Origin of the sequence: Mycobacterium sp. 23 (assembly GCF_048287075.1) — a bacterium.
Taxonomy (GTDB): Bacteria; Actinomycetota; Actinomycetes; order Mycobacteriales; family Mycobacteriaceae; genus Mycobacterium; species Mycobacterium gordonae_B.
In genome coordinates this window covers 262,716-288,327 of sequence record NZ_JBLVUX010000005.1, presented here as the reverse complement: position 1 = coordinate 288,327, position 25,612 = coordinate 262,716, and the positions used below count along the sequence as shown (strand labels likewise).

The following is a 25,612-nucleotide window of genomic DNA, read 5'->3' as shown; positions in this document are numbered from 1 at the left end:
GCGGGTCAACGCGCAGGCGCGATACACGCGGCGATCAGAGCGTCAGGATCGGTGACGCTGAGCACCAGTACTTTCAGGGTGATCGACTTCCACCAGACACTGGCCGGTACCGGGGGATCCATCGTCAGCTGGACCAGACCCTGGCGCGAGCCGTTGACCAGCCAGCGAGATCCCATGACGTGCACGCCGGCGGTGAAAACCGCTCGTTGCTCACCTCGGCGGTCTTGATCGACGACAAGGGAATATCGGCGGTGAACGCCCATCCCATCTTGACGTGGAGGTTGCCGCCCTCGATCCGCAGTTCGGTGTTCTTGGGCCCGAGCCCGACAGCTACCGCCAACGGTCGATACCACCGGTCAAAGCGCAATTCTGTCTGCACAGATGTGACGGTACGCCTGACCGGCCGACCCGGCGATGGTTTCCCGGACCGCCGGTTTGAATACAAAATCCGTTGCACGAGAACGGCTTCGGCGTTGACTCAGCGCCGGAGCCACGGTGGCGTCCTCAGTGGCAGCTGCCGACCCGTTCGGCACCGCCCGCGGCCGGGCTGCCAAGGCTCAGCCGGTGATCTAGCTCACTCCCGGTGGGCATACACTCACTGCGTCAGGGGAACCGGGGCTTAGGAGGAGCGGAAGGCCATGGCCATCGCTGAAACGGACAACGCGGTCCAATCACCGTTCGAGCAGGATGTCGCCGCCACCCAGCGGTACTTCGAGAGTTCGCGGTTCAAGGGCATCACCCGTCTCTATACCGCCCGGCAGGTCGTCGAGCAGCGCGGCACGATCCCCACCGACTACACGGTGGCGCGCGAAGCGGCCGCCGCGTTCTTCGAGCGCCTGCGCGAGTTGTATGCCGAGCAGAAGAGCATCACCACCTTCGGCCCGTACTCGCCGGGCCAGGCCGTGAGCATGAAGCGGATGGGTATCGAGGGGATCTACCTCGGCGGCTGGGCCACCTCCGCCAAGGGTTCCACCACCGAGGACCCGGGACCCGACCTGGCGAGCTATCCGCTCAGCCAGGTGCCCGACGATGCCGCCGTGCTGGTGCGTGCGCTGCTCACCGCCGACCGCAATCAGGAGTACCAGCGGCTCAACATGACCGAGCGGCAGCGGGCGACGGCCACCCGCTACGACTTCCGGCCGTTCATCATTGCCGATGCCGACACGGGCCACGGCGGTGATCCGCACGTGCGCAACCTGATTCGGCGTTTCGTCGAAGTCGGCGTGCCCGGATACCACATCGAAGATCAGCGCCCGGGCACCAAGAAGTGTGGACACCAGGGCGGCAAGGTTCTGGTGCCGTCGGACGAACAGATCAAGCGACTCAACGCCGCCCGCTTCCAGCTGGACATCATGCGGGTGCCCGGAATCATTGTGGCCCGCACCGACGCCGAAGCCGCGAATCTCATCGACAGCCGCGGCGACGAGCGCGACCAGCCGTTCCTGCTCGGTGCGACCAACCTGAGCATCCCGTCGTACAAGAGCTGTTTCCTGGCGATGATGCGTCGCTTCTATGACTCGGGCGTCGAGGAGATCAACGGCCACCTGCTGTATGCGCTCAGCGACGGCGAATACGCGGCCGCCAATGCCTGGCTGGAGCGCCAGGGCATTCTGGACCTCGTCACCGACGCCATCAACAAGTGGCGCGACAGCGCGGACCTGTCGATCGACGACGCGTACGACGAGGTCGAGTCGAAGTTCGTTGCCGCCTGGGAGGACGCCGCCGGCGTGATGACCTACGGCGAAGCGGTGGCCGAGAAGCTCGAGTTCGGCGAGAGCGAAGGCGAACCCTCCGGCATGAGCCCCGCGGAATGGCGGGAATTCGCCGCCACCGCATCGCTCTACGCTGCACGGGCCAAGGCCAAGGAGCTCGGCGCCGACGCCAGCTGGGATTGCGAGCTGGCCAAGACTCCGGAGGGCTACTACCAGATTCGCGGCGGCATCCCCTACGCGATCGCCAAGTCCCTGGCCGCCGCGCCCTTTGCCGACATCCTCTGGATGGAGACCAAGACCGCCGACCTGGCCGATGCGCGCCAGTTCGCCGAGGCGATCCACGCCGTGTTCCCCGATCAGATGCTCGCCTACAACCTCTCGCCGTCGTTCAACTGGGACACCACCGGGATGACCGACGACGAGATGCGGCAGTTCCCGGTCGAACTCGGCAAAATGGGCTTCGTCTTCAACTTCATCACCTACGGCGGGCACCAGATCGACGGCGTCGCCGCCGAGGAGTTCGCGACCAACCTCAGGCAGGACGGCATGCTGGCGCTGGCCCGCCTGCAGCGCAAGATGCGTCTGGTCGAGTCGCCCTACCGCACCCCGCAGACCCTGGTCGGCGGACCGCGCAGCGACGCGGCGCTGGCCGCGTCGTCGGGTCGCACGGCGACGACGAAGTCCATGGGCAAGGGCTCCACTCAGCACCAGCACTTGGTGCAGACCGAGGTGCCCAAGAAGCTGCTGGAGGAGTGGCTGGCGTTGTGGAGCGAGCACTACCAGCTGGGCGAGAAATTGCGGGTCACCCTGCGGCCCCGCCGCGCCGGCTCGGACGTGCTGGAGCTGGGGATCTATGGCGAGGGCGACGAGCAGTTGGCCAACGTTGTCGTCGACCCGATCAAGGACCGGCATGGCCGCAGCATCCTGCAGGTGCGCGACCAGAACACCTTCGCCGAGAAGCTGCGGCAGAAGCGGCTGATGACCCTGATTCATCTCTGGCTGGTGCACCGGTTCAAGGCTGACGCCGTTTATTACGTGACGCCGACCGAGGACAACCAGTACCAGACCGAGAAGATGAAGTCGCACGGCATCTTCAGCGAGGTCTACCAGGAGGTCGGCGAGATCATCGTCGCCGACGTCAACAAGCCGCGCATCGAGGAGCTGCTGAACCCGGATCGGGTGGCGCTGCGGAAGCTGGTCCTCAAAGAGGACTGACATCCGCCGAGTCTCTATTCCGCACAACGCGATTCGCGCCTGCCCGAGCGGACAGGCGCGAATTGCGTCTAAAGCCCTTTACGTCGTCCCGCGGAAGAACAGACCCGACAGGTTGTTGCCGACATTGGCAAAACCTGAGACGAAGCTGCGCACTGCGAGGTCCAGGACGCCGGTGTTCGCGAAGCCCGATACGCCGCTGCCGAAGTTGCTCACGGCCGAGATCAGGCCGCCCCAGTTCTGGAAACCCGAGCCACCCGTCAGGCCCGGACCATTCGAGTTGTACCAACCAGACAGCCCTGCACCGTTGTTGCCTAACCCGGAGTTGCCGCCGGCGCCGGAGTTGAAGAAGCCCGATGACGGCCCGATGCTCGAGTTGAGATAGCCCGGTGCCGGCGGAATGTCGAATTCGGCGATCAATGTGCTGGGCAGATGGATGCTCGGGATGACCAGTGGTGGCGTGTTGAAAGAGGACAGACCGATCGGCGGGATGGTAATCGGCGGCGTCGAGAATTGCACCGTGGTGAGGTCCGGCAGGGTGAAGGCGCCCAACCCGATCCGACCGATCTCCAACGGCGGCGTCGAGAACGCCGGGGTGGTGATATCGGGCAATGTGAAGGCGCCCAGTCCGATCCGACCGATCTCCAACGGCGGGGTAGTGAACGCCGGGGTGGTGATATCCGGCAACGTGAACGCGCCCAACCCAATCCGGCCGATCTCCAACGGCGGCGTCGAGAACGCCGGGGTCGTGATATCGGGCAACGTAAAGCCACCCAACCCGATCCGACCGATCTCCAACGGCGGCGTGGTGAAGGTCGGCGTCGTGATATCCGGCAACGTGAACCCACCGAGGCCGATCCGACCGATCTCCAACGGCGGCGTCGAGAACGCCGGCGTCGTGATATCCGGCAACGTGAACCCGCCCAACCCGATCCGACCGATCTCCAACGGCGGCGTCGAGAACGCCGGCGTCGTGATATCCGGCAACGTGAACGCGCCCAACCCGATCCGACCGATCTCCAACGGCGGCGTCGAGAACGCCGGCGTCGTGATATCCGGCAACGTGAACCCGCCCAACCCGATCCGACCGATCTCCAACGGCGGGGTGGTGAACGTCGGCGTGGTGATATCCGGTAACGCGAAGCCGCTCAGACCGATCCGGCCGATCTCCAACGGCGGCGTGGCGAAGGCCGGTGTCGTGATATCCGGCAGCGCGAAGTTGCTCGCCCCGATGGGGTTGATCGTCAACGGCGGCGTCGAGAAGGCGGCGGTGGTGATGTCCGGCAACGCAAACGCCCCCAAACCAATCCGGCCGATGTCCAGCCTCGGAGTGGCGAACGTCGGGGTAGTGATCTGCGGCAGAGCAAACCCATCGACGTGTATCGGACTTATGTCGATTCCAGGAATGGTGAAAGTCGGGAGCGTGAAGCCGTCTACGGCGAGCCTTGGAAGGGAGAATCCGAAACCATTGATCTGGCCGCCACCGATGGTGATGGAGCCCGTGCTCAGATAGGCCGGCGGCGCGTTGGAGTACACGGGCTGGTACGGCGGGAGCGTCGTCCAACCGGATTGGTAGTTGCCGCCGATTTGCGGCCACACGCCATTCACAATCGTTTGCAGGGCAGCGATGTTGTTGGGAATAAATAGAATAATGTTGTTGACCGAAACGCCGTTCAGGGTGAACGAGGGTAGGGTGATCACGCCGGAGTTTTGGACTGTCGATATGCCGGGCGTATAGAACGTACCCGTGGTGATGCCGCCGACCGTAATAGGCGGCGTGCGTAAGGCAGGTAGATCAAAGGCGCCAAGCGTGGTGCCGGCCGGGATGGTGAACGACGGCACGGCGAACGAGGGGATGCTCAGGGTGGGCAAGTTGAATGCCCCCAACGCCGTACCCGCCGGGATTGTGAACGACGGAATGTCGATACCCGGGATACTCAGCGCCGGCAGATTGAACGCACCTAACGCCGTCCCCGCCGGAATCGTCAACGACGGCACATTCAACGACGGAATGCTCAAAGCGGGAAGGTCGAACGCACCCAGGGCTGTCCCCGCCGGAATTGAGAATGACGGGACGGTGAACGACGGAACGCTCAGTGTCGGCAGGTTGAACGCACCCAACGCCGTCCCGGCCGGAATCGAGAACGACGGCACATTCAACGACGGAATACTCAACGTCGGCAGATCGAAGGACCCCAGTGCGGTGCCAGCGGGGATCGAGAACGACGGGACGGTTAACGACGGAATACTCAACGTCGGCAAATCAAACGCACCCAACGCCGTCCCCGCCGGAATCGAGAACGACGGCACATTCAACGACGGAATACTCAACGTCGGCAGATCGAAGGACCCCAGTGCGGTGCCAGCGGGGATCGAGAACGACGGGACGGTCACCGACGGGATACTCAGCGTCCCCAGGTTGAACGCACCCAACGCCGTCCCCGCCGGAATCGAGAACGAGGGGATGTCGATGCCCGGGACACTCAGCGTGGGCAGGTTGAACGCACCGAGCGCCGTGCCCGCCGGAATCGAGAACGACGGCACCGTGACCGAGGGAATGCTCAATGTCCCCAGGTTGAACGCACCCAACGCCGTCCCCGCCGGAATCGAGAACGACGGCACATTCAGCGACGGGATACTCAACGTCGGCAGATCAAACGCCCCCAACGCCGTCCCAGCCGGAATCGAGAACGAGGGGATCGTCACTCCAGGCAAACTGGCCGTCGGCAGATCCAAAGCCGGGATCGAGAATCCCGGGATCTCGAGGGGCGGCAACGTCAGATCAGGCGTAGTGATAGCGACGTGAAAGCTGCCCTGGTTAACACCTCGGAAGAAGACACCGTTGTTGGCCTGGCCGGTGTTGAAAAGGCCGTTGTTCATGTCGCCGATGTTCAGAATGCCGGTGTTGAGACTGCCCGCGTTGAGGAAGCCAGTGTTGATTCCGCCGGTGTTGAACGAACCGGTATTGGACGCGCCCGGGTTGAAGCTGCCCATGTTGAAGCTGCCGATATTCACGTTGCCGGTGTTTGCGTCGCCGACGTTGAAGATTCCGCTGTTGAACGAACCGGCATTGAGGAAGCCAGAGTTAGCCGAGCCTGGGCTCCACAGTCCGGTGTTGAAGTTGCCGGCGTTGCCAATGCCGAAGTTGCCGTTGCCCGAGTTGAAGAAGCCGATGTTGCCGTTGCCGGAGTTGAACAGGCCGAGGTTTCCGGTGCCCGAGTTCAATCCACCGATGCCGATCTGGCCGGTACCCGTCAGTCCAATGCCGATATTGCCGGTACCGCTGTTGCCGAAGCCGAAGTTGCCGGAACCTAGGTTGCCGAAGCCGAAGTTGCTGTTGCCCAGGTTGCCCAGGCCGAAGTTGCCGTTACCGAGGTTCGCGAAGCCGAGGTTCGAGACACCGGCGTTGCCCCAACCGAAGTTGAGATTTCCGAGGTTGCCGCCACCCACGTTGTTCTGGCCGGAGTTCCCGTTACCGACGTTCGAGGCGCCGAGGTTGGCAAGGCCGAGGTTGGCGTTGAGGAAGCTGTCCGGCGTGACCCCCGGCGTTGCAGCGGCGGCGGGAATGCCGCCGGCCAGCGCCTGCAGCGGCTGAGCAAACGGCGCCAACGCGGACGCCACTGCCGAGGCACCGGCGTGGTAGGCCGACATCGCCGACACATCCAGCGCCCACATCTCCTCATAGAGCGCCTCGGCGCCCGCGATCGCGGGAGCGTTCTGGCCGAAGATGTTCGACAGCACCAGCGACACAAACTGATTGCGGTTGGCGACGATTAACTCGGGATGGACCATCGCCGATCGAACCGCGTCGAACTCCGCCGCCATCACACCGGCCTGTGCCGCCGACCGTCCGGCCTGCGAGGCCGCCGCACTGAGCCAGCCCGCATAAGGGGCAGCGGCGGCAGCCATCGCGGATGCTGCCGGACCTTGCCATGACGAGCTGACCAAACTCGAGGTCACTGTTCTGAAAGAATCTGCGGCCGAGGCCAACTCGTCGGCCAGGCCCGCCCAGGCGGAGGCAGCGGCCAGCATCGGCTCCGTTCCCGCGCCCGCGAATATCAACGCGGAGTTGATCTCTGGTGGCAGCACAAAAAAACTCATGGTCCGACCTCTCAGGTGGCATCGCTTAAGTTGGCAACTCGCCAAAGAGGAGCGATACAACCGCCAAGGGCCCGAACCCCGCGGTTGCTGTCAAACTCGTCTCGTAGCGGTCAAGCTAGCGGACGCCGGATGAGCCAAGATATCGGATTTATCTAGGCGTGATGAAACCGTTATCTTTTCGTTATGTTGCCATCCAGCGATTGCCAATTTGCTTTACACGAGCACCTCGCCGCACTTATCAGAAGTTGGATGTCAAGCCGAGGGCTCGAGATTCCCAGAGGCCAAAGAGTTTTCGAGGACAACTTGTCGTGGGCGGGCACCGCGACAAAATGGCACGCGCCGTTCAAAGAAAGGCTCATACGAACGATTGGACCGTCACGTATAGGCGGAAATCCCGTCCAGCAACGCAAAACAGCAACGCACCGAATTTCCGCGCCGGCGCTGGAACCCCTGCCCCGGTTCCGCAGCCTACAGCGATCGCGGCGCACAGGAGGCGAAAACACGGCAAAGAGCAGAGACACGTCGGGACGTGCGCCCGACCCCTGCTGGGGCCCAGGAGATGGCCCGGAAGAAAAGACCGACAGGTTGGTTGCCCGCGTTGGCGATGCCTCAGACGGAACTGTTCAGGGCCCAGGTCCAATGCACCGGCGTTGGGGTTCCACGTGCACAGTTCCTGCGGCTGCCAGCGTGGGACCCGACCCGGCACCGGATAGACCAGAGCCGAGTTCGCCTCGGGGGCATCAACGCGTAGTTCATCGTCGACCTCTCTAGTCGCATCGCTCAGCGGGATTGAGTCGGCACCCACACCGGGATTCGCTCACTCTCGACGCCCCGCAGTCCTTCGCCGCACGGTCGTCGTCGTGCCATGTACGGAAGAGAGGCGACGACGATCAGACATCTGTCGCCGTCACGGATGACTGTCCTATCGTTATCATTTCGTTATTAAAACTTTGGCGCTAATGGTCAACTGCTTGACAAAGGCAACGGTGGATTGCCGCAGGCCGTAATCATGTCCAACGAACTTACACTCGGCGACCCATTTCGGTTGAGGCTGAACACCTTTCGCCCGCTCGCCGATGTTCTCGGCGGGCGCGTGAAAATCACAGTCAAGAACCAAAACGTTCCACATAATTGATTAACACCTAATTCCCACACACGGCTGAGCGGATTCGCATGCCGTCGCATAAACCCGGAACCACCGCGCACCAGCTGACTCGGCCCGAGCCTTCGTCGCCCAAGCAGTTTCCACCCGCTGGTTACGGGGTATGCGGCTCAGGCATCCCTGCAAGACGCAAGACGAGAGTGGAGATTGGTAACGCTGATGAGAACTGGAGCTAGAACTACCCTCGCAACCTTCGGCGGTGGAGCCATGCTCCTCATGGCCGTCGCGTGTGGCGGCGGAGATAACAAGGGGCCGAGCAGCAGCACAACCCCGTCGTCGTCGACGACTCAGACGACCGTGTCCAGCACCGTTCCCTCCAGCGGTGCGGCGCCTTCGGAAACCCAGCCCGGTGGCGCACCCGGACCGAGCGGCACCGGCGGCCCCAATGGCGGCGGCGGAAGTGTTCCCGGTGGGCCCACCGGAGGCGGCGGACCCGGTGGCGGCGGCGGTAGCATCCCGGGCGGCCCGACCGGCGGCGGTGGTCCCGGTGGCGGCGGTGGCAGCATCCCCGGTGTCGGCGGTGGCAGCGGCGGACCGGGCGGCGGCGGCGGCTGCGTCGGCAACATCTGCGGCAGCATTCCGTGATCGCGCGCCGCGACTGACGATTCCAAGACGAGGACCGGGGCAACCCGGTCCTCGTTTTTGGTCTGCGGGTCCCGGATAAACGACTCCTCAGCCCACCGTTCCGGTGCGCGTCGTCATCGGGCTAGTGTTCGGGAAGAACCGATCGCAAGGGAGCCCCAATGACGAAGCTCAGGTTCGGATACTTCATCGCCCCATTCCACCGCGCCGGCACCAACCCGACGCTCGCCCTGCAACGTGACCTGGAATTCGTCGAGCACCTCGACGCCCTCGGTTTCGACGAGGCGTGGATCGGCGAACATCACTCCGCCGGCAGCGAGATCATCAGCTCACCGGAGGTGTTCATCGGCGCAGCGGCCCAGCGCGCCAAGCGAATTCGATTCGGCACCGGCGTGATCTCGCTGTCGTATCACAACCCGCTCTGGGTTGCCGACCGGCTGATGCTGCTCGACCACCTCACACACGGCCGCATCATCGGCGGAGTCGGGCCGGGCTCGCTGCCCACCGATTCGTCGATGATCGGGCTCACTCCCACCGACACCCGCGAACTGCTGGAAACCAACCTCGACATCGTCGTCCGGTTATTGGCAGGGGAGACCGTCTCCGCCAAGACCGCCACCCACCAGCTCTACGACGCGAAACTGCAGCTGGCTCCGTACACCGCCGGGGGAATTCCGCTGGCGGTGGCGGCGGTCGCATCGCCGACTGGTGCGCGGCTGGCCGGCAAGCACGGCATCGGCCTCCTGTCGATCGGCGCCACGCTGACGATCGAAGGCTTCGACGCGCTGGCCTACCACTGGGGAATTGTGGAGGAACGAGCCAAAGCGTTCGGCACTCAGGTGGATCGGAGCAACTGGAGCCTGGTCGGGCCGATGCACATCGCCGAGACCGACGAACAGGCCCGCGCCGACGTCAAATTCGGCATCGAGCCCTGGTTCCGTTACTTCCAGAAGGTCGCCGCCTTCCCGCAGATGACGATGGCGGGGGATCGGCTCGACGAGATGATCGACATGATCAACGACAACGGCGCCGGGGTGATCGGCACGCCCGAACGGGCCCGCGAACAGGTGCAGCGGCTGTGGGATCAGTCAGGCGGCTTCGGCTGCATGCTGCAGATGGGCCACGAGTGGGCGAATCCGGCCGCGACCAGGCGCTCGGCCGAACTGTTCGCCGCCGAAGTGATGCCGCATTTCCAGGGCCAGGCACAGCCGACGATCGATGCCGCCGCGCGCGCGACCGAGATGCGCGACGATCTGGCCGCCACTCAGCTGCAGGCGATCGAGCACATGACCAAGAAGTACCAGGACGAGCTGTCTGCGAACTAACGACGAAAACGCCTGCGCCCGAACGGTTATCGCGCAGTCCCGGCTTCACGCTCGGCGGCCTGCACCAGCTTGCCGGCAAAGAACTTGACCGCGCCGCCCATCGCTGCCCGGACCGCCGGCCCGGTCCCGCGAGCCTTCTCGGTGAACGACCCGCTCCAGCGGATGTCGGTGCCACCCGACGGGGTCGGGGTGAGCACTACCTCGCCCTGATAGTCCTTCGCGGGCTGCGGTGAGCCCACCAGCTTGTAGACGTGTCGACGATCCTGCTCGTACTCGACGGTCTCCTCCTGCACGAACACGGGAAACATGCCCAGTTTGCGGATCGCGCCGACTCCGCCCGGCGCCGGGTTTCCCTGCCGTACCCAGCTCGAGGAAACAACGATCGGCTTCGCCCAGGACGACCAGTTGCCGCCGTCGGCCACCAACCGGAACACCGTCGCAGGCGGAGCGCTGGTGGTCTTGTTGACCTCGAACGTGAACTTACGACCCGACATGCCTGACTCCCACCGTGACGACTGCCCGAGACTGTGCTGCCGGGTACCCTACCGGGCCGGTGCGCGCCGTTCCCGCCGGGGATCTGACCGGCCAAAACGATTCCGCGCAACCCCGCACGGAGGCATACTCTCGGTGTGCCAAACGCCGACACCGTATCCGTTCCGCCCACCCCCACCAAGGCCGACGTCGCAGCGGCGCTGAACCTGATCAAGCCGCTGCGAAAGCTGATCAAGCCCAAGGTCTACGGCATCGACAACGTACCAACCGAACGTGCCCTGCTGGTGGGCAATCACAACACACTCGGCATGGTGGACGCTCCGTTGCTGGCAGCCGAGCTGTGGGAGCGGGGGAGGATGGTCCGATCCCTGGGCGACCACGCGCACTTCAAAGTCCCCGGCTGGGGCGATGCGCTGACCCGGATGGGCGTCGTGGACGGCACCCGCGAAAACGCGTCCGAGCTGATGCGCCGCGGCGAGCTGGTGATGGTGTTCCCCGGTGGCGGCCGCGAGGTCAACAAACTCAAGAACGAGCAGTACAAGTTGGTCTGGAAGAACCGACTCGGCTTCGCGCGCTTGGCCATTCAATTCGGATATCCGATCGTCCCGTTCGCCTCGGTGGGCGCCGAGCACGGGATCGATATTGTGCTGGACAACGAGTCGCCGCTGATGGCGCCGATGAAATTCCTGACCGAGAAGCTGCTCGGCACGCCCGACGGGCCGCCGTTGGTCCGTGGTGTCGGATTGACGCCGGTGCCTCGGCCCGAGCGCCAGTACTACTGGTTCGGGGAGCCGATCGACACCACGGAATTCAGCGGGCAGGAAGCCAACGACAACGCCGCACGCAAGGTCCGCGAACGCACCGCGGCGGCGGTCGAACACGGCATCGAGTTGATGCTCGCCGAGCGCGAAGCCGACCCGAACCGGTCACTCGTCGGACGGCTGCTGCGCTCCGACAGTTAGTTGGCCGCCGGACAGTCGCAACCAGCGGTCGGGGTTCAGCTCTTCCAGGAACCGACGGTCGTGACTGACGACGACGAAGGCGCCCTGGTAGGAGGCCAGCGCGCTCTGCAATTGGGCGACACTGGGAAGGTCGAGGTTGTTGGTCGGTTCATCCAGCAGCAGCAGCTGGGGCGCCGGCTCCGCACTGAGCAGGCAGGCCAAAGTGGCACGCAACTTCTCGCCACCTGACAGCGTCGCCACCGCTTGATGGGCCCGCACGCCGGGGAACAGAAAGCGCGCGAGCCGCGTCAACCGATCGGTCTGTGGCATGCCCGGCGCGAACCGGGCGAGGTTTTCGGCCACGGACGAATCCGGGTCTAGTAGGTCAAGCCGCTGCGACAGGTACACAATGTGACCGTGCCCGCTCACAGCGCCCTGCGCGGGTATCTGGCCGGCCATCGCGCGTAACAAGGTCGACTTTCCGGCGCCGTTGGGCCCGGTCAGGGCGAGACGTTCCGGACCTCGGATGGTGAGGTCGACGCCGTTGCCGGCGAACAGCGGCGCACCGCCGCGCCGAACCTGGATGGCGGTTCCGGTGAAGATCGTCCGGCCGGCAGGCACCCGGGTATCCGGCAGATCGACGACGATCCGCGACTGCTCACGCAGCGCACGACTGGCCTCGTCGACACGGACGCCGGCCGCTTCCACGCGTGCCGCGTGCAGGTGATCCGACTTCCCGGCGGACTGCTCGGCACTGCTTTCGCGCTTGTCCAGCAAAGCTTTGGGCAGTCCCAGCTGCTGGCGGTTGCGCACCGCATTGCCGGCGCGCCGGGCGGCACGTTCGCGGGCCTTCTGCCGGTCGCGCTGTTGGCGCTTGAGGTCGAGTTCCGCGCTGCGCAGCTGTTGTTCGGCGGCATCCCGCTGCTGCCGCAACACCTGTTCATAGAACGTGTAATTCCCTCCATAGCAGCGGATCTCGTTCGGGGACAACTCCGCGATCCGGTCCATCCGCTCCAGCAGCAACCGGTCGTGGCTCGCCACCACCAGACAACCGCGGTAGTCGTCGAGGACGCGATAAAGCCGGCGGCGACCGGCCAGGTCGAGGTTGTTGGTGGGTTCGTCCAGCAGCAGCACATCGGGCCGCTGCAACAGCTGGGCCGCCAGGCCCAGCGCCACGATCTCCCCGCCGGAAATGCTGTCCAGCCGTCGGTCCAGCGTAATATGGCCCAGCCCAAAGCGATCCAGCTCGGCGGCAACGCGTTCGGCGATGTCCCAGTCGTCACCGACGGTGGTGAAGACCTCGTCACGGACGTCGCCGCCGTCCAGCGCGTCCAGTGCCGCCAGCACTCGGGCGACGCCGAGAACCTCGGCCACCGTGAGTTCCGGGGTGTAGGGCAAGTCCTGGGAAAGGTAGGCGGTCACGCCGCGCACAGACACGCTGCCTCGGTCCGGTGGAAGGCGGCCGGCGATCAGCTTGAGCAGCGTAGTCTTTCCCGCACCGTTGGGTGCGACGAGACCAGTGCGGCCGTGGTCGAAAGCGAACGAGACGTCCTGGAAAACGTTGGTGCCGTCCGGCCACGAAAAAGACAGATTCGAACACGAAACAGACATGGACGGATCCTCAGGTGCGGAAGGAATGTGACAACGGAATGCGAGCCGAAGCTCACGCTGAGATGTCGTTGCTCCCGTCCATGGCTGCATTCCTAACAACTCTGGCCCACGGCATGCAAACGATTTTCTGTTCGGTGGCATCCCCGCTGCTCTTGTCGCTGACGCTGGTCGCGTGCACTGATCCACCCCCCGGGTCCAGCCCCAAGGGGGGTTCCACTACCACCACAACCTCGGTCGTCAAGGCCGGTAGCAGCCAGAACGTGCTGGATACCGCCGTCAAACCCGACGGGCCGGGTTGCTCGGCCGCGGTCGGCGTCGAGGGAAAGGTTGCCTGGACCGGAGTGGCGGGACTGTCCGACACCGACAACGGCGCGAAAATCACCTCGGAAACGGTGTTCGACATCGCCTCGGTATCCAAGCAATTCACGGCTACCGCCGTCCTGTTGCTGGCTGCCGCGGGAAAGCTGACGGTCGAGGATTCGCTCGCCCAGTACCTGCCGGAGATGCCCCCGTGGGCCGCCAATGTCACTCTCGCGCAGCTGATGCACCACACCAGCGGGATCCCCGACTACGTCGGCCTACTGCAGGAGCAGGGCTTCAGCTACGCCGACCGCACCACCGAGGCCCAGGCTCTGCGGGCCCTGGCGGGCGCGCCGGAGCTGGTGTTCAAGCCCGGCGCCCGCTTCGAGTACTCCAACTCCAACTACCTGCTCCTCGGAGAGATCGTGCACCGGCTGTCCGGCAAACCACTCCCGGACTACCTGAGCTCGGAAATCTTCACGCCGCTGAGCCTGACCATGGTGATGGACCCGATCGCGAAGATCCCCGCCAAAGCGTTGTCCTACACCGAAACTCAGGCCGGCGAGTACCAGGCCGCCGACTCTAAGTGGGAGCAGGTCGGCGACGGCGGCATCCAGACCACCCCGAGCCAGCTGGTCCGCTGGGCCGACAATTACCGCACCGGCAAGGTGGGCGGCCCGAGCCTCCTCGATGCGCAGCTCTCCGGAGCGGTACCGACCGAGCCCGGAAGCGGCGACCGCTACGGCGCGGGCATCTACTCGCTGGCCAACGGGATGCTCGACCACGACGGGGCGTGGGCCGGGTTCGTCACCGCACTCCGTGTCAGCAGCGACCGGCGCACATCGGTGGCGATCAGCTGCAATGTCGACAAACAGGATCCCGAAGCCCTGGCCGACGCGCTGGACCGCATCTGGATGTAACGGCGCGGACAGAAAATTGCCGATCCTGTGCGCCGGGCGCCCCTGAGGCTGCAATCATGCACGGTATGCCGAAAGCGACCGTCCTCACCACCGACAATGGCCTCCCGTCCGGCGTGCAGGGAGCGTGCGATCCGCACTTCCTGAATGTCATTCGCGCGTTCGCCGGGCTCTACCCCGGGAAGATGTTCGGGGGCGGCGGTCTGTCGGTGTATATCGACGGTAAACCGGTCGTCGACGTATGGACCGGCTACTCGGATCGCAAGGGGAAGGTGCCCTGGACCGAGGACACCGGCGCCATGGTTTTCTCCGCGACAAAAGGCCTGGCGGCCACCATCATTCACATGCTCGTCGACCGCGGTCTGCTGGCCTACGATGTCCCGGTCGCCGAGTACTGGCCCGAGTTCGGCGCCAACGGCAAGTCCGAGATCACGGTGAGCGACGTGCTGCGGCATCGCGCCGGCCTGTCCCACCTCAAGGGTGTCGACAAGCACACCATCATGGATCACCTCCAGATGGAGGAGCGACTGGCGGCGGCCCCGGTCGATCACGCCCACGGCAAGACGGCGTACCACGCGATCACCTACGGGTGGTTGCTCTCGGGTCTGGCCCGCGCCGTCACCGGAAAGGGCATGCGCGAACTGTTCCGCGAAGACCTGGCCCGCCCGCTGAACACCGACGGACTGCACCTGGGCCGGCCGCCCGCCGATTCGCCGACCAAGGCCGCGCAGACATTGCTGCCGCAAGCCAAAATCCCCACCCCGCTGCTGGACTTCATTGCGCCGAAGGTGGCCGGGTTGTCGTTCTCCGGGCTGCTCGGCTCGATCTACTTCCCCGGCATCATGGGGATGCTCCAGGACGACATGCCGTTCCTGGACGGCGAACTGCCGGCAGTCAACGGCGTGGTGACGGCGCGGGCCCTGGCCAAGACCTACGCGGTGCTGGCGAACGACGGTGTCATCGACGACACGCGGCTGTTGTCGTCCGAGGCCGTGGCCGGCATGAAGGGCAAGGCCGAGCTATGGCCGGATCTGAATCTGGGACTGCCCTTCACCTATCACCAGGGCTACCAATCATCGCCGGTGCCAGGGTTTTTGGAGGGATACGGACACATCGGCCTGGGCGGGACGGTCGGTTGGGCAGATCCGGAGTCCGGCAGTTCGTTCGGCTACGTGCACAACCGCTTGTTGACGCTGCTGTTGTTCGACGTCGGCTCGTTCGCCGGGCTGGCGCCGCTGCTGACCAGCGCGGTCACCGCCGCGAAAAAGGACGGCCCGCTCGAGGTGCCGCATTTCGGTGCGGCGTACCAGGACTCGGGAGACTACGAGCCGGCGGCCGGCGAGTAATACTCTCGCGCGCGTCCTAGAAGGCCCCGCGAGCCAGGAAACGCCGCAGGGCCACGACGTCTCCGCCGACGCGCAGCCGCTCGACCGGGCAGCGCCCCCAGAGCAGTAACACCAAATCGGACGCTGTGGCGCGCACGGTGGCATCTACGCGACCGTCTGGCACCAGCCGGCATGCGCCGGCACCGGTGCGAACAGTCCAATCACCATCAATGTCGTTGCACTGCAGTCGGATCGACTGGACCGGGCCGTCGAGATCGCGGGACATGCCAGGCAGCACCTCCTCAAGAAACTCCGCGACACCGTCGGCGGCCAGCCGCGGTTCCACCGCCTCGTCCCGACCCAGCGCACCGACGGCATCCCAGCAGTGGATCGCGGTCTCATGCGCGAGGCGACGTTGGACGAATCCCACATTCTGACGATGCCCCCAGGTCCACGCGGGGGCTTCGGGGTGGATGCGGCTGAGCGTGGTGACGGTCTCCTGCAGACCGTCGCGAAACCATTGCACGAGGGCCTGTTCGTCGGGTCGCGCAGGCTCGCGGTAACTCTCGGGCCCGGCGACAGAGCCGGCTGCGACCTGTCGCCAGAAAGTGTGGACGTTGCCGACATGCCAGACCAATTCGGCGACCGTCCATCCGGTGCAGCTCGGCACGCCGCGGTGCAGCCCCGCCCCGGCCACCTCGATGATCCGATCGCCGTCGCGCCGCACCGCGTGGAGATAGTCGGCAGTCTGCATCGGCTTATGAGATCACGTGCGTAGGGCTGAGGACCGCGCCGCCCGGCAGCAGCCAGAACGGCTGCCTAACGAAACCAGACCGAGCCGGGGGAGCGCTGCGCGATCAGTTCACAGCTCGTAGATCAGCAGCCAGACCAAGGCCACCGCGACCAGCAGCAGAACGGCCATGATTGTCCATCGGATGAGCCGCGACTGACCCTGAAACCAGTGGCGCAGTTGCACAAAGCGCCAGTCGGCCCACGCGTACGCTCTAGCGGCCCAGTCCGCTTCGACCGCCATCAGGCGTAACGCAATGAGCAGCGCCGGAATACCCGCCTCGGGAAGCACCACGATCAGCGGGACAGACGCCACCAGCAACAGGCTCCCGAGCACCGCCAGCAGGACACGCACCACCGCGGGCCGCGCGCGGGCCCGCTCCCGGTTGGCATACACCCGGGCCAGGGCGGCCTCGCGCGTCGTGACCGGATGGTCGATTGCGTCCACGGATTACTCCTGCGGTCGATGCGTGTGTGGTGGCGAGCGTCCGTGAACTTTCACAAGCCATCGCTTGGCCGCCGCCGAATCTAGCGGTTCGGCGACAGAATGCCCAGTCGGCGGGTCTAAGCCTCGAGGCGGGCGCGGACCGTGTCGAGCCGTTGACGCAGTTCGTCTTCGCTGATGATGCCACGGGCGAGCAGCGAGTAGGCCAAGGCGACCAGCTGATTCTCCGGAAACGGCAGACCTGCGTAACGGTTGGCCGACAGCTCGTCTTCTTCATCACGGCGTTCTTTGAAGGTCAGGGCAGACCGTCCGTCGCCGTAACACGAGCGGTCCAGCACGTCACACAGCCCGTCCAGGCTGGTCTTCCACGGCGGCAGCGGGTTATCGACGCCGTATCTGGCCGCCAGCACCGGCCAGGTCTGCCGATGCTCCACGATCTCGTCCAGGACTGCGAAGTCGCCTGCAGCGGATGATATTTCGTCCGGCATGGGTCAGGCTTCGACAGGCCGGACGGCGGGGCGCACCAGGGGAGTCACGTTGGTCGTCACCCCGGGTTTGGGTAACGCGACCCCGATCAAGCAGTCGCGGGTGATGATCTCGGCGAGCTGGTCTTCGGTCCATCCCTCGGTTCCCGCCGGGCGCATCGGCATCACCATGAACCGGTGCTTCTGGTTCGAGTCCTCCACCCGCACCTCGACGTCGTCGGGTAGTTGCAGGCCGAACTCGGAGAGCACCTGCCGTGGCCAGCGCACGATGCGCCGCCGGTAGTTGGGGGTGCGGTACCACTCGGGGGAGTTGCCCAGTATCGGACGTGGGTAGCAGGAGCACAGTGCGCAGACGATGACATGGTGCACCGTCGGGGTGTCTTCCAGGATCTTGAACGCCACGAAGTCGCTGGGGGTGCCGAAACCGGTCGGGTCCAGCCATTCGACGCCGACCTCTCTGGCGGCCGCGACCGCGTCGGTCACCGCGAGTTCCTTGAACGCCGGGTCCAGCCACGCCTTGGCCACCAACCGGGCCGCGGGCGTGGGGCCGATCTGCTCGGCGTACTCCGTGAAGACCCGATGGTCTTCGGCGGTGAATAGTCCTTTCTCGATGCACAATTCGCGTAGCGCGATCTCGAGCACTTCGAAGTCGGTGATCTCGTCGACCATGGGTTTGACGGTGCGCTGGTGCTCGTGGTCGTGGTCGGTCATGATCGGATCGCGCTCCTCTCAACCCACGGCTTGCAGCCAGCGCTCGGGGATCTCGGTCTGCAACGTGTCGTTCGGGTGCCCGGTGTAGTTGTCCCACAGCTGCGCCTGGTTGAACCGCACGATGTAGAACCACTCGGGCTTGGCGTCCTCGCGGTCCCACGCCTCGTCCTCGGGTGCCGGGCTCTCGTAGCTGACCTCAGCGATCACACCTTCCGCGCCGCGTACGTACTCCGGAGTGCGGGTGTAGAACATCGCCGGCAGCTCCCGCACCCGAACACGTTGTCCGACTTCGAACTTCGCCTCTCCCGCCTGACCGGAGAAGCGCTGCGGATCGCCGATGCCGGCGGCCTCGATGTGATGCTTATTGCGGGGGACACTTGCGCCGTCGCCTTCGAACTTGGGCCGGGCCTCCGGGTGGCGCCCCTGCAACCCGCCCGCGTACCGCCCCTGCACTTCCGCGAGCCGGTCGGTCAATTCACCCCAGCTGATGTGCTTCTTCTCGATCAGCAACCGGCCGACCGACCACAGCCAGCGGCTGTAGTAGGGCAGGCCCAGGTAGATGGCGCGGCCGACATCGACGTTGCCCAACCGCCGCCGCTCCTCGGACACCCAGATACCGCGCATGCCGAGAACCTCGCAGAGCACATAGGTCATCAACTCCCACTGCTCTTCTTCTTTGTTCTCGTACAGGTGCGGGTAGTCAAGCTCCCCGCCGACGTCGTGACTGGTCTTCATATATGCCAGCCAGTGATCGTGAGTGATCTCGTCCGGGGCCGGCCACTCCGAAACTTCGGGATAGATCGTTTTGAGCCGGGAAACCAGCGCGAGCTGCGCCGCGCGCTCCGCTGCTGTGCTCAATTGGACGCCTCCCGTATGGAGATTTCCACCTGGTCCGACGTCAAAATTACCACTTTCCGGCGAAATCGGTTAGCGGACAAAGCCGCATCGCTCAAGCGATTTCGCGTTCATAGCACGAACATGCGGCACACCCGGAACACGACGCCATGCGGACCGGGTGGCCAGGACCACACCGCAGCTTGCCGGGACCGCCGCAGGCCGGTTTATAGAATGCGCGCATGAATCGCGGTACCGGGTCGACGCCCGCGGCACCTGACGGGCTGCTGCAGATCGAGGATTGCCTGGACGCTGACGGCAACATCGTGCTACCGCCGGACACCACGCTGATCTCGCTGATCGACCGCAACATCAAGTACGTCGGCGACACCGTCGCCTATCGCTTCCTGAACTACGGCGGCTCCGGTGAGGGGCATGCCGATGAAATCACCTGGTCCGAGTTCGGGGTCCGCTTACGAGCCGTCGCCGCCCACGTGCAGCGGTTCGCCGGCCCCGGCGACCGGGTCGCGATCCTGGCACCCCAGAGCATCGATTGGGTCGTCGGCTACTACGCGGCGATCAAGGCCGGAACCATTGCGGTGCCGTTGTTTGCACCGGAACTGCCCGGCCACGCCGAACGTCTCGACACGGCGCTGCGCGATTCGCAGCCGGCGATCATCCTCACCACGGCAGCGGCCAGGGAGGGGATCGAACAATTCCTGGCTGCCCACCCGCAAGTGCACGCACCGCGGCTGCTCGTGATCGACCAGATTCCAGACGAGGCCGAGCGGCTGTTCACGCCCGTCCATTTGGACATGGACGCCGTGTCCTATCTGCAGTACACCTCCGGGGCGACCCGGCCCCCGATCGGAGTGGAGATCACCCACCGGGCGGTGGCCACCAACTTGACGCAGATGATCCTGTCGATCGACCTGCTGAACCGGAACACCCACGGCGTCAGCTGGCTGCCCCTGTACCACGACATGGGTTTGTCGATGATCGGCTTCCCGACCGTGTACGGCGGCCACACCACCCTCCTGTCGCCGACGGCGTTCGTGCGCCGCCCGCTGCGCTGGATCCAGGCTCTGTCGGACAGCTCGCGAATCGGCCAGGTGGTGACCGCCGCGCCGAACTTCGCCTACGAATGGGCGGCGCAGCGCGGCCTGCCGGGGGGCGGCGACGCCATCGACCTCTCTAACGTGGTGCTGATCATCGGCTCGGAGCCGGTCAGCATCGACGCGGTGGCGAACTTCAATAAAGCGTTCGCGCCCTACGCATTACCGCGCACGGCCTTCAAACCGTCGTACGGCATCGCCGAGGCGACCCTGATGATCGCCACCATCGACCACGCCGCCGAGACGTCGGTGATCTACCTCGATCGCGAGCAGTTGGGCGCGGGCCGGGCAGTGCCGGTTGCCGCCGATGCGCCCAACGCCGTCGGCCAGGTGTCATGTGGTCAAATCGCACGCAGCTTGTGGGCGGTGATCGTGGATCCCGAAACCGGCGCCGAGTTGCCCGACGGTCACGTCGGCGAACCGTGGTTGCAGGGCGACAACGTCGGGCGAGGGTACTGGCAGCGGCCCGAGGAGACGCGGCTGACGTTCCGCGCCAAGTTGAGCGCAACTCTCGGCGAAGGCAGCCATGCCGCCGGCGCCAAGATCGACGGCGACTGGTTGCGAACCGGCGACCTGGCCGTGTACCTCGACGGCGAGTTGTATGTGACCGGGCGGATGGCGGATCTGGTGACCATCGACGGCCGGAACCACTATCCCCAGGACATCGAGGCCACCGTCGCCGAAGCGTCGCCGTTGGTGCGACGGGGATATGTGACGGCCGTTGCGGTGCCTGCTGGGTTGGTCGTCATCGCCGAGCGCGCCACGGGTACCAGCCGCGCCGACCCCCAACCCGCGATCGAGGCCATCCGGGCGGCGGTGCTGGCGCGGCACGGTTTGTCCGTCACGGACGTGCGGTTCCTGCCCGCCGGCGCGATTCCCCGCACCACCAGCGGCAAGTTGGCGCGGGTGGCCTGCCGCGCGGAGTATCTCGACGGCACCCTCGGCGTTCGCTAGCGGCTAGGTAGATCGCAACACCTCGGAACCAGATCTGCGCGCGGGCAACGCCATTGGTCACCCGCGGCGCCGACGTCGCGGTAGGGTGCGTTGGCTCCGTCAAAAGAACCGGCCGGCATTGCCGAATTCTCTCCGACCGCCGCCTCCCGCGTGAGACTATCCACGCCATCGGGCAACAAGGAGGCACAGTGGTTGACCTGCCGCGCGCAGCCGAACCATTCGCCGGGGTGATCAGGCCGTCGGCCGCTGAGTCCACCCCGGTCAAACCGACGATCACCCGCCCACCCGAGGGTGCTCCCAACGTCGTCGTCGTCCTGCTCGACGATGTCGGGTTCGGAGCGGCGGCCACGTTCGGCGGGCCGGTGCCGACGCCCGCCCTCGACCGGGTGGCCCGAACCGGTCTGCGTTACAACCAGTTTCACACCACCGCGCTGTGTTCGCCGACCCGCGCCGCGTTGCTGACCGGACGCAATCATCACAGCGCACACATGGGCACCATCTGCGAAATCGCCTACGGCTTACCGGGTTACGACAGCGTGCTGCCGCAGAGCACCGCCACGGTCGCGGAGATCCTGCGGCGCAACGGGTACAACACCGCGTTGTTCGGCAAGGCACATTTCACCCCGACCTGGGAACTGGGGCCGACCGGGCCATTTGACCGCTGGCCCACCGGACTGGGCTTCGAACGCTTCTACGGTTTCCTGGGCGGCGACACGTCGCAGTACGAGCCGGCACTGTTCGACCAGACCACACCCGTCGAGCCGTATCTCGGCCGCGACGACTACCACCTCACCGAAGATCTCGCCGACCGCGCGATCGACTGGATGCAACGTCAACAAACCTCGGCGCCAGGTAAGCCCTTCTTCCTTTACCTCGCTCCCGGTGCCACGCACAGTCCGCACCAGGTATGGCCGGAGTGGTCGGACAGGTTCGCCGGTCAGTTCGACGGCGGCTGGGATGCGTTGCGCGAGAGCATTTACGAACGGCAGATTGAGCTGGGCATCATTCCTGCCGGTACCCGGCTGACGCCCCGGCCAGAACAGATACCGGCGTGGACGGACTACGACGACCGCTACAAACCGGTGGCCCGCCGCCTGATGGAGGTCTATGCCGGCTTCCTGGCCCACACCGATGCGCAGATCGGACGGGTCATCGACGCCATCGACGACCTGGACCAATGGGACAACACGCTGTTCATCTACATCTGCGGCGACAACGGCGCGTCGGCGGAAGGGACGATCCACGGCGCCTGGAGCTCGCCTGCGTTTCAGAACGGTCTGCCCGAGGATCCCGAATGGCTGCTCGCCCATCTGGACGACTTCGGGACAGCGCGGTGCGAAAACCACTACAACGTGGGCTGGGCCTGGGCTCTGGACTCACCGTTTCAATGGATGAAACAGGTGGCCTCCCACTTCGGCGGCACCCGCAACGGGTTCGCCGTGTCATGGCCACGCGGAATCAAGGCCAGGGGCGAGCAGCGCAGTCAGTTTCATCACGTCATCGACATCATGCCGACCATCTTGGAGGCGGCCGGTATCGAGATGCCGGTGCGCGTCAACGGCGTCGAGCAGAAACCAGTCGAAGGAGTCAGCATGCAGTACTCCTTCGATGACCCTGATGCCGAAAGTCGAAGAACCACACAGTATTTCGAAATATTCGGAAACCGTGCGATATACCACCGGGGCTGGATCGCGTCGTGTTTTCACGGCCGGCTGCCCTGGGTGCGTACCGGCAGCCATCCGTTCGGCGAGACCGAACGCTGGGAGCTCTACCACCTGGCCGACGACTTCAGCCAGGGTGTCGATCTCGCCGGCCGGTACCCGGAGAAACTGACGGAATTGCAGACGGTGTTCGACTCCGAGGCCCGCAAATACGACGTGTACCCGCTCAGCGACGCCACCCTGGCCCGGGCGCTGCCGGTCAACCGGCCGAGCCTGCTGGGCGACCGCACTTCGGTCACGTATTACCCCAGTCACGTGCGGATCCCGGAGACGGCGACACTGAGCTACACCAGCACCTCGTTTCGGTTGCGGGCCCACGTGGTGATCCCGGCGGGTGGTGCGCAGGGGGTGCTGATCTGTATCGGTGGCGCGATGGCCGGATGGAGCCTGTACCTGCAGTACGGCGTACCGATGTTCACCTACAACTATCTCGGCCATGAACTCACCACGGTGTCTGGCCTGGAACCACTGCCGGAAGGCCCTGCCACCGTGAGCCTTTCGTTCGATTACGACGGCGGGGGACTGGGCAGGGGGGCGACGGCCTCACTGCTGGTCGACGAGCGCACCGTGGCCAGTGGCCGCATCGAGCGCACCGTCCCGTTCCGCTTCTCGATGAGTGGTGAAACGCTGGACGTCGGAGTCGACACCGGTTCACCGGTGGCGCCGTACGGCCAGGCCTTCCGGTTCACCGGGCGTATCGACCGGATCGAAGCGACCATCGACCCCCGGCCCGGCGATCTGGCGGCGGCGCTGGCCGAGGCGGAGATGCGCTCGGCGATGGGTTCGCAGTAGCGATGTGGGAAAGTCTGGTCCCGCTGATTCTCGGCGGCGCATTGGAACCGATCGAGATCATGATCACGATCATGTTGCTGGGGACACCCGCTCGCCTGCGGGCGGCAGGGGCCTGGATCTCCGGGCATGTCGGCACCAGGCTGCTGCAGGGCCTCGTCTTCGGCACCATCCTCCACTGGGGAGCCCGCGGCGGCGACTCGAAGCACGCTTATCACTGGGTGGTGTCGACGGTTCTGCTGGTCGTTGCCGTGCTGTTCCTGGTGACCGCCGCGCGGGAGTTGCTGAGCGACGACGACCCGAATGCGCCACCCCCGAAATGGATGGCGGTGCTGATGTCGGCGACGCCGACAAAGGCCTTCTTCATCGGGGCGGGTGTCGTCACGGTGTCGGTGAAGGCGTGGGTCTTCACCTTCGCGGCGATCGGAGTGATCGGTAGTGCGGAGATGGGCCGCGTCGGACATATGACGTCGTACATCGCCTTCGTGTTGCTCGCGACAAGCGTGAACCTGATCATCATCGGCGCCGCGGCACTCTTAGGCGACCGGTCACGTTCCGTGCTGGACCGGATGATGCGCTGGCTGCAGGACAAGAACCGGCCCATCGTCGTCCTGGTCGGGTTGATCTTCGGGATATGGTTCGGGCTGAAAGCGTTGCGCGGCTTCGGGATTCTTTAAGTGCTTTGGAATCCTGTAAGTGTCAGCCCACTCGCGGATGGCCACCGACCCGGATCGCGGATTCGATCTGGTCGGCACTGATCTCTTTGGTGCAGAAGAACCAGTCCTCGCACTCGATGCCCTCGGCGCGGCCGTCCATCCGCTCCTTGGCGGTGCCGCAGGAACCCGCGGGCGGCACGATCACCCGGTCTCCCGGGTGCCAATCGGCGGGCGTCGCGACATGGAAGTGATCGGCGGTCTGCAACGCCTTGACCACCCGTAGCAACTCATCGAAGTTGCGGCCCAGGCTCAGCGGGTAGTAGATGACGGCACGGATCTTGCCTTCCGGGTCGATGACGAAGACCGCGCGCACCGCCTTGGTGGAGTCCTCACCTGGCATGATCATCCCGTACTTTCGCGCGACCTCCATCGAGACGTCCTCGATCAGCGGGAAGGAGACCTCCACGTCGTGCATACCGCGGAACGAGATCTTCTCCTTGATCGTGCGTAGCCATGCGATATGGCTGTAGAGCCCGTCGACCGACAACCCCACCAGCATCGTGTTGTAGGCCGCGAACTGCTGTTGCATCGAGGCAAAGGTGATGAATTCGCTGGTGCACACCGGGGTGAAGTCAGCCGGATGAGAGAAGAAGATGACCCACTTGCCGGCATAGTCGGCCGGAAAGTTGATCGACCCCTGGGTGGTGACGGCGGTGAACGGCGGCGCCGGGTCCCCGATACGGGGCATTCCGGCGATCGCGGGAGAGCTCTCGGTGGTGGTCATGGACGGTCCCTTCACGTGGTCTGGCACCATTCCACAACCCGGGTGGGCCGACGGCTAGGGACTAACGCCCTCTGACGCGCGGGTCAACGGTCGTGAATTCAGGGACTGGTTCCCTGGTTGATGATCAGCGGTGGTGGCCCAATCCCTTCATGAGGGTCGGCCTGCGTCTTGTAGAACGGGGGCAGGGTCCCCGCGCCGGCCTCGAACCGGGTGAGATATTCGGCGTCGAACGTCACCCGATACCACTGAATTCCGAGCGACGCCGACACATCCGGGTCGTTGGTCGGGGCGCTTGTGATCGCGGTGACGCGCACGCACTTCACGTGCTGACGCATGATCGAGGAGAAGCTGGCCAGCCCGTCCGCATCCTGTTCCGGTGCCCCCGCGCCATACACGGCACGCACCTGCCGGCCCAGGTAGCCCCACGCCGTGAGGTAATCCTTGCTGTTGACCGCTCCGAAGTAGTCGACCAGAACCTGCTGACCCTTACCGACGGGCCGGGCGTCGGGTTGCCCGTTGGCGCAACCCGAGTCGGCGGCAGCGTGGCCGGCCGGCGCGAACATGCACCCGGCCAGAGTCAGCGCCGCGAACAGGTGCAGTCGCGAGTCCCGAGACAAACGAATATCCACCAGCATATGGATGACTTTGG

19 protein-coding genes and 1 pseudogene are annotated in these 25,612 nt (G+C 65.1%); 9 read left to right on the top strand and 11 right to left on the bottom strand.

From position 1 onward, the window contains the following. Positions 1-5: 5 nt before the first annotated feature. Positions 6-379, bottom strand: a pseudogene (locus ACNQS7_RS02770) (hypothetical protein). Between the two features lie 259 nt (positions 380-638). Between ACNQS7_RS02770 and aceA the strand changes: the two are divergent. After that, on the top strand, positions 639-2,927 hold the full coding sequence (aceA, locus tag ACNQS7_RS02765) for an isocitrate lyase ICL2 (RefSeq protein ID WP_418011331.1): 2,289 nt from the start codon (positions 639-641) through the stop codon (positions 2,925-2,927). 78 nt (positions 2,928-3,005) lie between these two features. On the opposite strand, the gene ACNQS7_RS02760 is transcribed toward aceA, so the two are convergent. Continuing rightward, positions 3,006-7,025, bottom strand: coding sequence for a PPE domain-containing protein (locus ACNQS7_RS02760; RefSeq protein ID WP_418011330.1), 4,020 nt, complete (start codon positions 7,023-7,025; stop codon positions 3,006-3,008). A 1,321-nt stretch (positions 7,026-8,346) separates the two neighbouring features. Between ACNQS7_RS02760 and ACNQS7_RS02755 the strand changes: the two genes are divergently transcribed. Next, a complete protein-coding gene (locus ACNQS7_RS02755; protein WP_418011329.1) occupies positions 8,347-8,772 on the top strand; it encodes a hypothetical protein in 426 nt (141 codons plus the stop codon). A 158-nt stretch (positions 8,773-8,930) separates the two neighbouring features. Further along, positions 8,931-10,094, top strand: a complete 1,164-nt coding sequence (locus ACNQS7_RS02750) for an LLM class flavin-dependent oxidoreductase (RefSeq protein WP_418011328.1) — start codon at positions 8,931-8,933, stop codon at positions 10,092-10,094. A 26-nt stretch (positions 10,095-10,120) separates the two neighbouring features. On the opposite strand, the gene ACNQS7_RS02745 is transcribed toward ACNQS7_RS02750, so the two are convergent. Then, positions 10,121-10,588: an SRPBCC family protein gene (locus tag ACNQS7_RS02745; RefSeq protein WP_055578578.1), complete on the bottom strand. Its 468-nt coding sequence runs from the start codon at positions 10,586-10,588 to the stop codon at positions 10,121-10,123. A 99-nt stretch (positions 10,589-10,687) separates the two neighbouring features. On the opposite strand from ACNQS7_RS02745, the gene ACNQS7_RS02740 reads away from it, so the two are divergent. Then, the gene (locus tag ACNQS7_RS02740) at positions 10,688-11,548 is read left to right on the top strand and encodes a lysophospholipid acyltransferase family protein (protein ID WP_418015856.1); all 861 of its coding nucleotides are present in this window, start codon (positions 10,688-10,690) and stop codon (positions 11,546-11,548) included. Here ACNQS7_RS02740 and ACNQS7_RS02735 read toward each other — a convergent pair. Further along, positions 11,513-13,138, bottom strand: a complete 1,626-nt coding sequence (locus ACNQS7_RS02735; RefSeq protein ID WP_418011327.1) for an ABC-F family ATP-binding cassette domain-containing protein — start codon at positions 13,136-13,138, stop codon at positions 11,513-11,515. The genes ACNQS7_RS02740 and ACNQS7_RS02735 overlap by 36 nt on opposite strands. 113 nt (positions 13,139-13,251) lie before the next feature. On the opposite strand from ACNQS7_RS02735, the gene ACNQS7_RS02730 reads away from it, so the two are divergent. Further along, a complete protein-coding gene (locus tag ACNQS7_RS02730) occupies positions 13,252-14,358 on the top strand; it encodes a serine hydrolase domain-containing protein (protein WP_418011326.1) in 1,107 nt (368 codons plus the stop codon). 65 nt (positions 14,359-14,423) lie between these two features. Continuing rightward, entirely contained in the window at positions 14,424-15,701 is a 1,278-nt protein-coding gene (lipD, locus tag ACNQS7_RS02725; protein WP_418011325.1) for a lipase LipD, read from the top strand. A 16-nt stretch (positions 15,702-15,717) separates the two neighbouring features. Here the strand turns inward: lipD and ACNQS7_RS02720 are convergent, their stop codons facing one another. The 5 genes from ACNQS7_RS02720 to ACNQS7_RS02700 all read right to left on the bottom strand — a co-directional run bounded on the left by ACNQS7_RS02720 (position 15,718) and on the right by ACNQS7_RS02700 (position 18,968). After that, on the bottom strand, positions 15,718-16,434 hold the full coding sequence (locus ACNQS7_RS02720) for a maleylpyruvate isomerase family mycothiol-dependent enzyme (RefSeq protein WP_418011324.1): 717 nt from the start codon (positions 16,432-16,434) through the stop codon (positions 15,718-15,720). A 108-nt stretch (positions 16,435-16,542) separates the two neighbouring features. Further along, the gene (locus tag ACNQS7_RS02715; RefSeq protein ID WP_418011323.1) at positions 16,543-16,917 is read right to left on the bottom strand and encodes a hypothetical protein; all 375 of its coding nucleotides are present in this window, start codon (positions 16,915-16,917) and stop codon (positions 16,543-16,545) included. A gap of 116 nt (positions 16,918-17,033) precedes the next feature. Continuing rightward, complete coding sequence (locus tag ACNQS7_RS02710; RefSeq protein ID WP_418011322.1) at positions 17,034-17,402, bottom strand: thiocyanate hydrolase; 369 nt, start codon at positions 17,400-17,402, stop codon at positions 17,034-17,036. A gap of 3 nt (positions 17,403-17,405) precedes the next feature. Next, positions 17,406-18,110, bottom strand: a complete 705-nt coding sequence (gene scnC, locus ACNQS7_RS02705) for a thiocyanate hydrolase subunit gamma (RefSeq protein ID WP_418011321.1) — start codon at positions 18,108-18,110, stop codon at positions 17,406-17,408. A gap of 18 nt (positions 18,111-18,128) precedes the next feature. After that, positions 18,129-18,968 carry an SH3-like domain-containing protein gene (locus ACNQS7_RS02700; RefSeq protein WP_418011320.1) on the bottom strand — a complete coding sequence of 280 codons (840 nt, stop codon included), beginning with the start codon at positions 18,966-18,968 and terminating at the stop codon, positions 18,129-18,131. A gap of 218 nt (positions 18,969-19,186) precedes the next feature. On the opposite strand from ACNQS7_RS02700, the gene ACNQS7_RS02695 reads away from it, so the two are divergent. From ACNQS7_RS02695 to ACNQS7_RS02685, 3 genes are all read left to right on the top strand, one after another. Further along, positions 19,187-21,013, top strand: coding sequence for a fatty acyl-AMP ligase (locus tag ACNQS7_RS02695; protein WP_418011319.1), 1,827 nt, complete (start codon positions 19,187-19,189; stop codon positions 21,011-21,013). Positions 21,014-21,201: 188 nt separating this feature from the next. Continuing rightward, a complete protein-coding gene (locus tag ACNQS7_RS02690) occupies positions 21,202-23,526 on the top strand; it encodes an arylsulfatase (protein WP_418011318.1) in 2,325 nt (774 codons plus the stop codon). A gap of 2 nt (positions 23,527-23,528) precedes the next feature. Beyond that, entirely contained in the window at positions 23,529-24,200 is a 672-nt protein-coding gene (locus ACNQS7_RS02685) for a GAP family protein (RefSeq protein ID WP_418011317.1), read from the top strand. A gap of 22 nt (positions 24,201-24,222) precedes the next feature. Here the strand turns inward: ACNQS7_RS02685 and ACNQS7_RS02680 are convergent, their stop codons facing one another. Then, complete coding sequence (locus tag ACNQS7_RS02680; RefSeq protein WP_418011316.1) at positions 24,223-24,963, bottom strand: peroxiredoxin; 741 nt, start codon at positions 24,961-24,963, stop codon at positions 24,223-24,225. A 98-nt stretch (positions 24,964-25,061) separates the two neighbouring features. After that, a complete protein-coding gene (locus ACNQS7_RS02675) occupies positions 25,062-25,598 on the bottom strand; it encodes a hypothetical protein (protein ID WP_418011315.1) in 537 nt (178 codons plus the stop codon). Positions 25,599-25,612 lie beyond the last annotated feature (14 nt).